Genomic DNA, 14,300 nt, shown 5'->3' with positions numbered 1-14,300 from the left:
GATTTTGATACCCACGCTAAAGGAAGAGGAACGGAAGTCAAAAAAGTGCTCAGCGGCGAAACATTTGAGTACAAGCATTCAGGAATTGCCGGAGTATCAAATATTGGAGACGACATGAACTGGACTGGGCATTTATTAGCACAAGCGAACCTATACGGCTTTGGAAGACTAACATGGGATACTGAACTTTCATCCGAGCAGATTGCAGATGAATGGGCATACCAGGCATTTGGCGCCAACCAGAAGGTGCGTAAGGTTGTTGGGGAAATACTCAATACCTCATGGAGAACCTACGAAGACTACACCATGCCCCTGGGGATCGGCTTCATGTCAAACGGTTGCCCGGATAACGATGAAAGTCACTTCCGACCAGATCCTAAGGTGAGAGTCAAGTATCATAAGGCTGATCGTAAAGGTGTTGGTTTCGACAGAACCAAAGCAAGCAATGGTCATAGCCATTACGCAGGGCAGTACCATCCGCCAGTATATGACATGTACAAGAATGTCGAAACCTGCCCTGAGGAATTACTACTATTCTTCCACCATCTCCCTTATACTCACAAGTTAAAGTCAGGAAAAACCGTGATTCAACATATTTACGATGCACACAATGATGGAGTGCAACAGGTCGAGAACTATCTGAGTGATTGGAAGACTCTCAAGGGGGAGATTGATGATGAGCGGTTCGAGCACGTGAGCAAAAGACTCAGCGAACAGGTCAAGTACGCCGAGGAATGGAGAGATTCTATGAACTCCTATTTCGCCAAAAAATCCGGCATTAAGGATAGTAGAAATAAGTAATTAACTGTGATAATGAATAAAAAAATTACATGGCGCTTGGCTCTATTGCTCGCGGCAATGGTTCCTGCTCTTGCTCACGGCAAACAGGACCAGCCCAATATAGTGATGATTCTGGCCGATGATCTTGGTTGGTCGGATCTGGGGTGTTACGGCAGCGGTATTGAGACTCCGAACTTGGATAGGCTTGCTGAAAATGGAATCCGTTTTACCCAGATGCATAATACAGCCAAGTGCTTTACATCCCGTGCCTGCTTGCTTACGGGGCTTTATGCCCAGCAGAACAACATCGCAAGAGGGCCGGGGAAACTGCAAAACTCGGTCACGCTTGCTGAGGTATTGCGCGAGGCCGGATACCGGACTCTTGCTGCCGGCAAGCATCATGGAGAGGATAATCTCTACGACCGTGGATTTGACCGTTATTTCGGACTGCGTGACGGTGCATGCAATTACTTTAACCCGGGAAAAGCTCGGCCGGGAGAAGTAGAGCCTGCGCATAAGAAAGCCATGTTTCCCCGTAAATGGTGTATCGATGGAAAAACATTAGCTCCTTACACGCCAAAGGAAAAAGACTTCTACACTACGGATTACTTCACTAACTATGCCTTAGATTATCTTGAGGAATACAAAAACGAGGATAAGCCGTTTTTCCTTTATCTAGCCTACACGGCACCGCATGACCCTTTGCAGGCATGGCCGAAAGATGTTGAAAAGTATACAGGTAAATTCATGCAAGGCTATGGGTTTTACCGTAAGGCTCGGTATAAGCGAATGAAGGAAATGGGGTTGATTGATGAATCCTTTCCTTTGTCGAATCAGACATACCGAGAGTGGGATTCGTTGACTCAAGCCGAGAAGGTGAAAGAAGATCGGCGCATGGCTGTTTATGCGGCAATGATTGACTGTATGGATCGGAATATTGGTAGGGTACTTAATAAGATAGAAGAACAAGGCGAGTTGGATAATACGCTTGTCTTGTTTGCCTCCGATAATGGCTGTTCTCCCGGTAGTGACTCCGGTGGTTTCAAGGCGTATAATTCAGGTGCAGATCAAGGCGAGATCGGTTCTATGCAGCGCTATACTAAACTCGGAATTGATTGGGCAAATGTGAGCAATACACCCTTTCAACTCTTCAAAACGAATGCTCACAAAGGCGGGACATGTACTCCACTGATAGCATACTGGCCGAAGGGAATCGATGGGAAGAATCGTATATCTCACAAAGTAGGTCACTTGATTGATATGATGCCTACCTTTATAGATGCCAGTGGTGCTACATATCCCACGGAATTTAAAGGAGAGAAAGTCATACCGATGCCGGGGCAGAGCCTAGTTCCCATCTTTAAGAAGAGAGAGGTGGTGCGCGGTAAACCAATCTTTTGGAACTATGGTAAAGGTAAGGCTATCCGCCATGAGAACTGGCGTCTAGTGAGTGATCAAGGGTCTCCATGGCGTTTATATAACATGGATGTTGATAAGACTGAAAAGACCGATCTTAGTAAAAAATATCCAGAAGTTGTAAGCAAATTATCTGAGATGCATGCAGGGTGGCTAAGATCTACTCCGACACCCAAACAGCAACGAAAAGCAAAAAAGAAGAGAAAATAGCAATGGGTAGAATGCCCATGTCACCGAATTGACGTCCTAATCTTAGGCTGAATTTTCTATTTTGCTAACATCAAGAGTTTATGGAGAAGATACACTTGAGCTGCTGGCAGAATTGAAAGTCAAATAGGCATTATTTATGGAAAGCTAGAAAACGCTAAAGAAAAAATGATACGCCAAATGCGCGCTTTGTATCGGCAGGTCGGGTTCTTGGTCATTGGTAAATCAGAGATATACGGTCTAAGTGGGTATGTGTTTATGTTACTATATGTCAACATTACTAAGCCTGGCTCAAAAATTTCAAGAGAGCTCTCTTTCTCTCAATTGCAGAGGGACTGGCTGTAGCGTATTTACTCCGTTATCGGTAAGAAAGTGAAGCCACTGGTTACCTTCAGCATGACCATTCCCGCAGATTACTCAGCAATAAATATTTCCTCATCAAATACACAACGCTCTTTTAGCTAAGCGCTCCAAGTTACCCAAATCATGAAAAAATCATCATCGTTCTTTATCTCCGGTCTTCTAATAGGCTGTATTGTCAGTTGCCTGATCTTCGCCGTAATCTCACGCAATCAATTCTCCGAAGACAGTGGCCAAAGCAGACCCCGCACCCTAAAATTCGCCCATGGTCTAGCCACTAACCATCCGGTCCATGCTGGCATTGTCCACCTCGGTGAGAGACTTGAAGAAATCTCGGGCGGAAAGATGAAACTCGTCATTTTTCCATCTGGGCAAATGGGTAATGAAACCAAATGTATTGAACAGCTCCAGATTGGGACCTTGGCAATGACTAAAACCAGTGCTGCCCCGATGGGTAACTTTGTCAGTCTCATGAAGGTGTTTAGCTTGCCGTATATGTTTAACGACGGCGATCACTACTGGTCTGTACTCGAGGGAGAAATCGGCAGTGAACTGCTCGACCGCCTCTCCGTGCGGGATGATGGACAAAAAAGTGGCCTTGTCGGCCTAGGATATTTCGACTCAGGCAGCCGGAACTTTTACTCCAAATATCCGATCAAAAGCCCAGCCGATATGAAAGGTAAGAAATTTCGAGTCATGCGCGACCCTGTAGCCATGGATCTAGTAGAGGCGCTAGGCGGTTCCCCCACACCAATTCCATGGGGCGAACTCTACACCGCGCTCAAACAAGGAGTGGTGGATGGTGCTGAGAATAACCCACCGAGCATCACCTCATCGCGCCATAGCGAAGTCTGTAAATACCTCACACTTGATGCTCACTCCCGCATTCCGGACATGGTAGTAGTTAGCGATAAAATCTGGCAACGGCTCAATGACCAAGAACGAGATTGGGTAAAACAGGCGATGCAAGAAGCCTCAGCGTACCAACGCGAACTGTGGGGTGAAGCCACCGAAAAAGCCTTGGCTGAAATGAAAAGCGAGGGCGTTACCATCCTCAAGGTAGACACGGCACCCTACCGCGAAGCCGTCAAACCCGTGGTTGAAAAACATGCAGTAGGTGATATCAAGCTGTTCTACGACCGCATTCAAGCAACGCAACAATAGCCCGATCGTTTTTTACTATGTATGTTCTCAACCGTTTCTTACACGCGCTCCTAGCTTGGTTCTCGATCGGCGTGTTTGTCATCCTCATCGCTGATGTCGTGCTTGGCGTCGGCTCGCGCTATCTGCTGGGAAGTCAAATCCGTTGGACTGAGGAACTCGCCACGTTTTTGTTGGTGTGGCTAGTCTTTTGCGGTGCCGCTATCGCATACTACGACAAAGCCCATCTCGGGATTAACCTGCTGATGACCCAATTGCACCCATCGGCGCGCAAAATAACTCGACTTGTATCTCTATTGTTAGTGCTTGTTTTTACTGTAACTGTAATGGTCTGGGGTGGTATTCAGCTCACAATGGAGCGCTACGGTTCTGGACAAATGATGTCCACTCTAGGCATCCACAAAGCCTGGCAATACCTAGCTATTCCGTTCAACGGATGTTTCATCGTGCTCTTTAATATCGGGATGCTTATAGAAACTTACAAAATGACAGATGCGGACACAGAGTTAGAGACAAACGCAATTTCAACCGAAGGGAACACAGACGTATGAGTATAGCCCTAGTCATCCTGATTGTTTTGTTTGTGGCCATGCTGGTGATCGATGTGCCGATCGCCTTTGTCCTCGCCGCGGTTACTGTTATTGCCGCCTGGGCACTGGGCTACGAGCAAGTACTTGTCACGGTGGCTTCAGATATGGCCTCCGGACCAGAGAGTTTTACCTTGCTAGCCATTCCCTTTTTCATCCTTGCTGGCGAATTTCTAGGTGCGGGTGGACAAGCGCGACGCTTGATCAATTTTGCAGCTTCAATCGTGGGCCGATTCCCGGGAGGTCTTGCTTGGGTCAACACAGTGACCTGCATGCTCTTCGGGGCTATTTCCGGCTCGGCTGCAGCTGCAGTGTCATCCATCGGAGGTACACTGATACCAGAAATGAACCGCAAGGGATACGACCGTGATTTCAATATTGCGCTCACCACATGCTCAGCGACCACTGGGTTACTGATTCCTCCCAGCAATGTCATGATTGTTTACGCTGTTACCATGGGCGGGATCTCTATCGACCGACTTTTCCTATCCGGTATCATGCCCGGTGTCCTCGTAGGATTGATGATCATGGTGATCAGCTTTTTCATCAGTAAAAAACGAGGTATAGGCGGGATCGAAGAAGCAGCCGAAGGGATAGTCATCAGCGGGCTCAAGGCGCTTCCTAGCTTAACCTTGGTTGTCGTCGTCCTAGGAGGTATACTCAAAGGATGGTTCACCCCCACTGAGGCCTCTGCTATTGCCGTGGTTTGGGCGTTTATCCTAGCCGTCATTTGCTTCCGTGAAGTCAAAGTGAAGGATCTCAAAGGTCTACTTTACCGCGCAGTCCGGACATCAGCCGTCGTACTTCTACTCGTGGCTTCAAGCCGAGCCATGAGCCAGTTTCTAACAAGCGAACAAATCCCGCAGCTCTGTAGCGCTGCCTTAATGGGTATCAGTGAAAACCCCTTGCTCATCATTCTCACCATCAACGTGCTTTTACTGGTTGTGGGAATCTTCATGGATATGACACCTGCCGTGTTAATTTTTACTCCCATTCTAGCCCCAGTAAGCGCTGCGCTAGGCATAGATCCAGTTCACTTTGGAATCATCATGATCACCAACCTCTGCATCGGGCTCTGCACGCCACCGGTGGGCACCTGCCTTTTTGTTGGATGTAGTGTAGGTAAGGGAAATATTGCTCGTGTTTCCAGAGCTATGGTGCCATTTTACATAGCGATGATCATCGCCCTGATGTTGATCAGCTATTTCCCATCGATCTCGCTCTGGCTACCAAACCTGCTGGAATAATCAATTTATTCGAGTTTCTTTAACATAATTAGCCTATGGATACCTGCATTTTTATAGGATAGTTAGACGTTTTAAAACATTGGAATGATCCAAAAATAGTCATCTAAACTGTTTGTATCCCTACAGCGACATTAGATAATATGTTATACATCGATCATCAATTTTACACACTGCTATACCTACCTACCTACCCACCTACCTACCTACTAGATCCTGCAAATGATGCGGAGCCTAGATTATTGACATGAGAAAAATGTGGAAAGATTTACTTATAATTCTGAGCCTAGCTGGACCGCTGGCAATGGCGCAAGAGGAGTCGAAGGCACCCAAGAAACCGAATATTATTTTTCTTTTTTCGGATGACCAACAGGCAAATACAGTTAGAGCATTTGGCAATCCACACATAAAGACGCCAAATCTCGATAGTTTAGCAGATGCCGGATTTTCATTTCGCCAGACTTATTGTGGAGGTTCCTACAGTGGAGCAGTCTGTGTGGCTAGTCGCTCGATGTTGATGACCGGGCGTCATTGGATGCAGATTGAGGATACTAAGAAGTGGAGCGGCCTAAAGACACTACCAGCAGAGCTGAGCAGCCAAGGCTACCACTCACACATTGTCGGCAAGTGGCATAACGGTCCCCAAACCCTGTTGCGCAGTTTTCAGTCGGGCAGTTCGGTTTTTCTTGGAGGGATGTGCAATCATATCGAAGTGCCGCTCGTTGAGATTAAGCATGGGAAACTAACGAACCGTCGAGTCGAAAAAGGTTTCTCCAGCACCATGTTTGCCGATGCTGCGGTCGATTTTCTCTCAAAGGAACAAGGAGATCCGTTCTTTCTGTATGTGGCATTCACTGCTCCACACGATAGCCGGAACCCACCAGTTGCCTATCGTGAGATGTACTATAAAAACTTGCCTCCAGTACCTGAAAACTTCCTGCCACTGCACCCATTCGATACGGGATTGCTTCATCCCACAATGAGAGATGAGAGCCTAGCTCCATGGCCAAGGCCTAAAGCGATGGTTCAGCAGCAAATGGCCGAATACTATGGGCTGATCACTCACTTGGATGAACAAATCGGGCGAGTGCTTGCGGCGGTCGAGAATAGGGAAGACCGAGAAAATACTTACGTGATATTTACTGCAGATCATGGGCTGAGTCTTGGTCAGCATGGGCTCATGGGTAAACAAAACCTTTACGAGCATAGCATGAAGTCACCGCTGATTATTCGCGGGCCTAAGGTTCCTAAAGGGGAGATGTCTCATGCCTTGACGTATATTCACGACCTTCATCCCACACTCCTCAAGCTGGCTGGTGTGAACAAAGCTCCAGCTGTCAATACGGCGGATCTAGCTCCGCTCTGGCAAGGGAAGAGGGACACTATCAGGGACACCGTTTTTATGGGCTTTAGCGGTAAAATTAGATCGATCAGGGATGAGCGCTGGAAGCTCCTTGTCTATCCTGAAATTAATCACACCCAGCTGTTTGATCTTCAGAATGACCCCTTGGAAAGGGTCAACCTAGCAGGACGATCTGAAACCGAAGATGTCACATCCAAGTTGATGGATTCTATGCAGCAATGGCAAAAAAAACTTGGTGACGAGCAAGCCCTGCACAGCGATACACCCAAAGCAAAAGAAGTGGATTACAGCGAATTCAAACAACGCCGAGACCGCTGGCAACCAGACTGGATATTTAAAAAATACTTTAGATAAATGACAATACGGTGATGAAACTAATGCCTAAGTGATAAATGGTCGTAAGGGGTTCAATTTTATTTATATATTTAGCTATAAGCACCGTGTTGGTGGCTGATATAAAGCCTTCAGGCTTTTTTGCCGATGGCATGGTGATCCAGCGCGAGACCAACGCCGGAGTATGGGGGTGGGCCGATTCTGGGGGCGAAGTAACGGCCACTGGAGGCTGTGGGGAGGCAGCAAAGTCGACTCCTGACGAAGCTGGGAAATGGCTATTCAAACTAAAAGCCCCAAGAGGATGTCCGCACACCATCACTCTCAAAGGTGACAACCTTGTTGAGCTAAGAAATGTGTCGTCGCTAGCTCTACCGCCATTGAGCACCCGCTTGCTGTGCGCTACGCGTGAGCCAATAAATCATTGGAGTGAAACCTATACAGCAAAGCAGGCTTCGCAGCGTCTCGCTTCCGTACCGATTCCCCTGAATAGCTGTCTGGCCCATGTTCCCAAACAACCAGAATCCGCTACAAAATAGAAGCTCAAATAATAAGCCGAATGCTTGGGTGTGAAGGGAAATGACCAAAGTGATGTTCACAACAAATCTTCCAGAGGCGAAGAAAAACTCATAGGATAAAAAAATGAAGATACAGTTTATAATAGCGGGCATAATTGCTGCGACAGCGCTGCTTAATGCAGCTGATACGAAACGGCCGAATATCGTGTTGATGTATGCCGACGATATGGGCTATGGCGAGGTTCAAGCTCTTAACCCTGAACGGGGAAAGATCCCGACTCCTAACTTGGATAAGCTGATTACAGAGGGGATGACGTTTACCGATGCGCATACAGCCTCATCGGTCTGTACTCCGTCGCGCTATGCTCTGCTTACTGGTCGCTATGCTTGGCGAACTCGGCTTCAGACAGGGGTCCTGACTGGCGCAGGTGAGCCACTTATTGCCGAAAACCGCTTAACCCTTGCAAAAATGCTCAAAGAGAGAGGGTATTCAACTGCAATCTCCGGGAAGTGGCATTTGGATTTTCATTACGACGGACCCAGAGCTACTGTAGGAACAACGATTCCCGACGGACCAATAACACGTGGATTTGATACATGGCTCGGCTTTCATCACGCACGGAGTATGAAAGAACTGTGTAAAGATGATAAAATTATTGAAATCATCGATCCCATTGAAATGCTGCCGCGTACAACCGATTTTGCTGTTGATTATATCAATAAAAAAGCCGCTGATGCAAAGAACGGAAAGCCGTTTTTCCTTTATGTCCCATTCGGTTCACCGCATACTCCTATTCTACCCACAGAAGAGTGGATCGGTAAAAGCGGACTCGGGAAATATGGCGATTTTGTAATGATGACCGACGGAATGGCCGGTAGGGTGATTGACTCCATTGATGCCAATGGACTGGGAGACAACACCATTATCATCTTTAGCTCAGACAATGGGACTTCAAGAAAATGTAAATTTGACCACCTAAAAGAACAGGGACATTACCCTAGCGCGTATTTGCGTGGATCCAAGGCTGATTTGTGGGACGGTGGGCATAGGGTGCCGTTCATCTTGAGGTGGTCAAATGGTGGTGTCAAACCGGGTTCACGTTGTAATCAGCTGATTGGTTTGTCCGATATGACTGCTACTGTTGCTGATATTATCGGTTATGAGTTGCCGGATAATGCAGCCGAGGACAGTATCAGCTTTTTACCAGCCATACGTGGAAAGCAGATTATGAGTGAGCGAGAGGCAATCGTTCACCATTCCATAAGTGGTCATTTTGCTATTCGCAAGGGGAAGTGGAAACTGCTGCTTGCTTCAGGCTCGGGAGGCTGGACAAAACCGGTGCACACAACTGATGGTCCGCAGGTTCAGCTTTATGACATGAGCAAAGACTTAAATGAGCAGAATAACCTGCAGGCTGAGTTCCCAGAAGTGGTTTTTGAATTAACAAAACTGCTTGAAAGCTATGTGGCGAATGGACGAAGTTCATCTGGCCCAGCAATGAAAAATGATGCAGAAATTGATATCTGGAAGAGGGATTCAGGGAAGAAGAAAACAGCTAAGAAAAAATCGTAAACAACAATTATGATCAAGAATTACAAAATACAGATTTTCACAACACTAATAGCAGTTGTAGCATTGGCTGCTGAGGCCAATGCGCAGAAACCTAATATAGTTTTTCTTATGTCTGATGACCAGACAACCTATTCGATGGGGTGCTACGGTAATAAAGATGTACAGACGCCTAATCTTGATACGTTGGCAAACGACGGACTGATATTTGACAACCACTACGTTACAACAGCGATCTGTATGGCCAGTCGTGCAACAGTAATGACAGGGATGTATGAATACAAGACGGGTACAAACTTCGGTCATGGTGATATGCTTAAGTCCATCTGGGAAAAATCCTATCCGATGCTCTTGCGTAAAAATGGCTATCGAACCGCCTTTGCCGGCAAGTTTGGCTTTGATATCCAAGACGGAGTGGATGGTGGACCGCTCCCGCTTCCCAGCAATGATTTTGATCGCTGGGGCGGAGGCCCTTCGCAGACTTTTTACAAAACGGCTAGCAACGTATCGATGACGAGTTATGCAAAGGAATATCCACACTCCACATTGTCCTATGGAGCATTTGGTCAGGACTTCATCAAGGACTCTGTGACTGCAGGTCAGCCGTTCTGCTTGTCAATCAGCTTTAAAGCCCCGCATAAACCAGCAACTGCTGACCCGCGCTTTGATGATATCTATAAAGGCAAAGTATTCACAAAACCGGCAAACTACGGTCGCAAATACGCAGAGCACCTATCAGAACAGAGTAAGCAGGATCGCCAATACAAGCGCTTTGAATCCTGGGGATATGATAAACATTACGATAAGGTTATGGCGACATATCATCAGCAGGTCTACGGTATTGATGTTGCTGTAGGAATGGTTATCAAACAACTCGAGGAAAGTGGTGTCGCTGATAATACGGTGATTATTTACACTTCTGACAATGGTTTCTTCTGTGGTTCACATGGTTATGCTTCCAAGGTTTTACCATACGAAGAATCCACACGAGTTCCACTGATTATTTACGATCCGCGTGCGCCGAATAGCGGTAAGATGCTGCGTGCTGATTCTCTTACTGCCAGTATTGATTTTGCTCCGACCATGCTCGCCTTGGCTGGAATTGAGGCACCAGAGAATATGGATGGAAAAAATTTAATGGATATCTACAAGGATCCTAAATCATCGATTCATGACTCTGTATCACTCATCAATGTCTGGGGGAAGCAAGCTACACGCTGCTTGTCGGTGGTAACTAAAGATATGAAATATATCTACTGGTCGTACGGTGGCGAAGGTTTTGAACCGACCGAGGAATTGTATCATCTCAACAAGGATCCGTTTGAGATGACTAATCTAGCCGCAAATCCTGAGCATGCACCACAGCTTGAACAGCTACGTCAAAAATATGATAATGCAGTAACAATGTGGAAAAATGAAGCCGTCCCGTATCACAAATATAAGCACTATGGAACACTCTTTGACCGCAACTTGGAATGGAGTGAAAAAGCTCATCTTTGTAAAACTTCGACAAAGAGTAAAAAGAAAAAGAAAAAGAAGAAGAAGTAATTCCTGTACCAGAATTAGTATGTAAGGCCTGTCCTTTACGTATTAAGAAGCAGAATAACTAACTCAATGGAGATGTAATAAATGAAAGCTTTGAAATGTTTAGCAGTTACTGCGGTAACAATTGGATTAACACTGACGGCATGGGCAGATCAACATCCCAATATTATTGTAATTATGTGCGATGACATGGGCTATTCGGATATAGGCTGTTACGGTAGTGAGATTAAGACGCCGAATCTCGATAAGCTGGCGGCAAACGGCCTGCGTTATTCGCAGATGTACAATACATCGAAGTGTAATACAAGCCGCTCAAGCCTGTTGACCGGGCGCTATGTAACAGCTAAGACTAATGCCGCTAATTATGATGCCGGGCCATTGATTTCAGAGGTACTTCAAAATGCCGGCTATAGAACTCTTTGGAGCGGCAAGAACCATAGTCGAGTTCGCCCACCAAAAAGAGGTTTTGATCGTTTTTACGGTTTTCAAGGTGGTGCTTGTAATTTCTGGAATCCGGGAGACAAACTGCAGGATGGAGGAAAATTTCCTCACATTAAATCGTATGAATGGATGGTGGATGACAAGTGGCGCAAAACGTATGTGCCTGAAGATCCGAGTTATTTTATGACGGATGCTATCACGGACAATGCAATTTCCTGGCTGAATGAATATAAAGGCGAAGATAAACCCTTCTTTCTCTATCTGGCCTATAATGCACCTCACTGGCCTTTACACGCGCCGGAAAAAGACATTGCTAAATACAAAGGTGCTTATGATGCAGGTTATCAGAAAATTCGTGAAGCAAGATATAAGCGCATGATTGAAAAGGGAATTATTGACCCTGAAACAGCCCCTTTAGCCTCAGAAAAGATCAGAGCATGGGAAAGGCTTTCAGAAAAAGAACGTAAGCTGGAAGCGCAGCGCATGGAGATTCATGCTGCAATGGTCGACAATATGGATCAGAACATTGGAAGAGTTATAAGCAAACTACAAGAACAGGGAGAGCTCGAGAATACGTTGATTTTATTCTTCTCAGATAATGGCGGAAGTCATGAGCGCGTAGTAAAAGGTTTCAAAAACTATAAGCCCACTGGCGATGAAAAAATGGGTAGTGTGATGAGCTATGAGTGCATCGGTCGCGATTGGGCGCGAGTAGTGAATACACCTCTGGCTAAACATAAAGCGACCAGTCATGAAGGTGGCATTTGTACACCCATGGTGGCTTATTGGCCCAAAGGGATTACTGCCAAAGGAGGCTGGAATCATGAACCGGTTCATCTGGTTGATATAATGAGTACGGCTCTCGATTTATCAGGACAAACGTATCCGGCAAAGTTTAAAGGTAACAAAACGAAGCCAATTGAAGGAGTGAGTCTAGTACCAGGTTTTTCGCAGAAAGAGCTCGCTCAAAGAAAATACACAATGGGATTCGATTTCCGAGATGGCAGAGCCATCCGAAAAGGAAAGTTAAAATTGGTTTCATTCAATAAAGGTCCCTGGGAACTTTACGATATGTCAAAAGACAGAACCGAAACGAATAATCTTGCAGATCAAAAGCCGGAACTTGTCGATTCTCTCAAAAAAGAATTTGAAAAATGGAGCGCGAATTGTCAAAAAGGACTATAGGTCAAAGGTGAAAAATATGTGCAGAAGAAATAACCAATAATTTATAAATAAATGAAATAGGAGAAAATTATGTTGTTGAGAAAGTCGTTATCATTAGCTGCGTTAAGCATGCTCACGCTGTTCAGTCAGGTTTCCCAGGCTGTTGCGGCCGCGAAATCGGAAAAAACCGCCCAGGGTATCATTGTTCAACTGAACGGTGGACAGGCCGAGTTGGCCGTCACGCCTTCAGGCGCATTCAGACTGAGCGTTTCGTATGCTGGCGCACCTAAGGCTCATCCAAGTATATTCCTGGATAAGACGTCTGTTGTTTCTCCTGCAACATGGGAAACGGTAGAAAAAGATGGTTTGGTCGGTGTGAAATCCGCGGCAGGGCAGCTGCTGTTTAAGTCCGAAACAAAGCAGTGGATGGTCCTCAATGCCAAGGGAGAGACTATCATTCCACTTCAGTCGATCGGCGAAAAGACCACTGCGGAGGACGTGTCTATAGTATCCGTTAACGTCGGATGGGACAGTCAGCGCGAGTTCTTTGGGTACGGTTGCGGAAATTTTGAATCCAATCTCATGCAGAAAATGGGAGACAGTAAACAGGGCAACGGTAAGGCTCTTATACCTTATTACTGGACTACTGCTGGATACGCGCTGCTCGGCGTGTCAGGTGACGACGAAGCTCCTGCCAGCTGGGAAGACAAGTCCGCAGAAGGATCCATCAAGTGGTCGTTCGCCGGTCAATCAGGCGACTTGTATATTATGCCGGCTACAGATCTTTACCAGGCGCTGGATTCATTTACGCAAATTACTGGACGCCCGAAGGTTCCGCCAAAATGGGTGTTCGGATATCTGCAATGTCGCTGGGGCTGGGAAGACCGAGCTTACATTGAAGATGTTCTTAAAAATTTCATTGACCGTAAACTGCCGGTCGATGCCTTCATCTACGATTTTGAATGTTATACAGATACTCCTGACTACAAATACACCTACAAAGGTAATCCTGACTTCAAAGACTTCGGATGGAATGCAAAGCTTTTTCCCGAGCCGGCCAATCAGATCAAGAAGTACCGTGAACAGGGTGTACATACGGTTATGATCCGTAAGCCGCGACTGGCGAATGCCGGTTTGTTGGTGGAGTGCCGCAAGAAAGGGATGTTGCTTAACCATACGCCGGAAGGCGAGCCCCGTATCCGCGGGATACACTCAAAGGATTTGGACTTCAAGCAGGCCATGGTCCGTGAGTGGTACGGTAAGCAGAACAAGTCTCTTTTTGAGGACGGTGTCGATGGTTGGTGGAATGATGAGGGAGAAGCTTCATATAGTTTGTATGCCAACTGGAATCTGGCACAGGTAAACGCACTCGCTAAGTACCGCCCGAATGCTCGACACTGGAGCCTGAATCGTGCGTTCTCGCCGGGCCTTGCCCGTACTGGAGCCTCGGTTTGGACGGGTGATATTCGATCAAGCTGGGAGGCGTTGAAGAAAACACCTACAGATATGCTGAACTGGAGTTTGGGCGCTATGCCGTACGGCACATGTGATATCGGAGGATTCAAAGGTAAGCGCAATATGGACATAACGAAGTTGCTGATCCGCTGGATACAG

10 protein-coding genes and 1 pseudogene are annotated in these 14,300 nt (G+C 46.5%); all 11 read left to right on the top strand.

Annotation, left to right across the window (positions count from 1 at the left end):
- Positions 1 to 801, top strand: a pseudogene (locus tag ABGY95_RS03590) (alpha-glucuronidase); the annotation flags it as partial.
- A gap of 12 nt (positions 802 to 813) precedes the next feature.
- The gene (locus tag ABGY95_RS03585) at positions 814 to 2,406 is read left to right on the top strand and encodes an arylsulfatase (protein WP_347440337.1); all 1,593 of its coding nucleotides are present in this window, start codon (positions 814 to 816) and stop codon (positions 2,404 to 2,406) included.
- A 483-nt stretch (positions 2,407 to 2,889) separates the two neighbouring features.
- Positions 2,890 to 3,927: a TRAP transporter substrate-binding protein gene (locus tag ABGY95_RS03580; RefSeq protein WP_347440336.1), complete on the top strand. Its 1,038-nt coding sequence runs from the start codon at positions 2,890 to 2,892 to the stop codon at positions 3,925 to 3,927.
- A 17-nt stretch (positions 3,928 to 3,944) separates the two neighbouring features.
- Positions 3,945 to 4,475: a TRAP transporter small permease gene (locus tag ABGY95_RS03575; RefSeq protein WP_347440335.1), complete on the top strand. Its 531-nt coding sequence runs from the start codon at positions 3,945 to 3,947 to the stop codon at positions 4,473 to 4,475.
- Positions 4,472 to 5,758, top strand: a complete 1,287-nt coding sequence (locus tag ABGY95_RS03570) for a TRAP transporter large permease (protein WP_347440334.1) — start codon at positions 4,472 to 4,474, stop codon at positions 5,756 to 5,758. Before ABGY95_RS03575 ends, ABGY95_RS03570 begins: the two co-directional genes overlap by 4 nt.
- Before the next feature lie 244 nt (positions 5,759 to 6,002).
- Positions 6,003 to 7,472: a sulfatase-like hydrolase/transferase gene (locus ABGY95_RS03565; RefSeq protein ID WP_347440333.1), complete on the top strand. Its 1,470-nt coding sequence runs from the start codon at positions 6,003 to 6,005 to the stop codon at positions 7,470 to 7,472.
- A 92-nt stretch (positions 7,473 to 7,564) separates the two neighbouring features.
- Positions 7,565 to 7,987, top strand: a complete 423-nt coding sequence (locus ABGY95_RS03560; RefSeq protein WP_347440332.1) for a hypothetical protein — start codon at positions 7,565 to 7,567, stop codon at positions 7,985 to 7,987.
- 103 nt (positions 7,988 to 8,090) lie between these two features.
- The gene (locus ABGY95_RS03555) at positions 8,091 to 9,539 is read left to right on the top strand and encodes an arylsulfatase (protein WP_347440331.1); all 1,449 of its coding nucleotides are present in this window, start codon (positions 8,091 to 8,093) and stop codon (positions 9,537 to 9,539) included.
- A 9-nt stretch (positions 9,540 to 9,548) separates the two neighbouring features.
- Positions 9,549 to 11,084, top strand: a complete 1,536-nt coding sequence (locus ABGY95_RS03550) for a sulfatase (protein WP_347440330.1) — start codon at positions 9,549 to 9,551, stop codon at positions 11,082 to 11,084.
- A gap of 81 nt (positions 11,085 to 11,165) precedes the next feature.
- Complete coding sequence (locus ABGY95_RS03545; RefSeq protein ID WP_347440329.1) at positions 11,166 to 12,707, top strand: arylsulfatase; 1,542 nt, start codon at positions 11,166 to 11,168, stop codon at positions 12,705 to 12,707.
- A gap of 69 nt (positions 12,708 to 12,776) precedes the next feature.
- Positions 12,777 to 14,300 (top strand): TIM-barrel domain-containing protein (locus ABGY95_RS03540; protein ID WP_347440328.1); only part of this gene is annotated, 1,524 nt, incomplete at its 3' end.

This window comes from Rubritalea sp. (assembly GCF_039830215.1).
GTDB lineage: Bacteria > Verrucomicrobiota > Verrucomicrobiia > Verrucomicrobiales > Akkermansiaceae > Rubritalea.
Note: the sequence above shows the minus strand (reverse complement) of the source record. Positions and strands in the feature narration are given on the sequence as shown.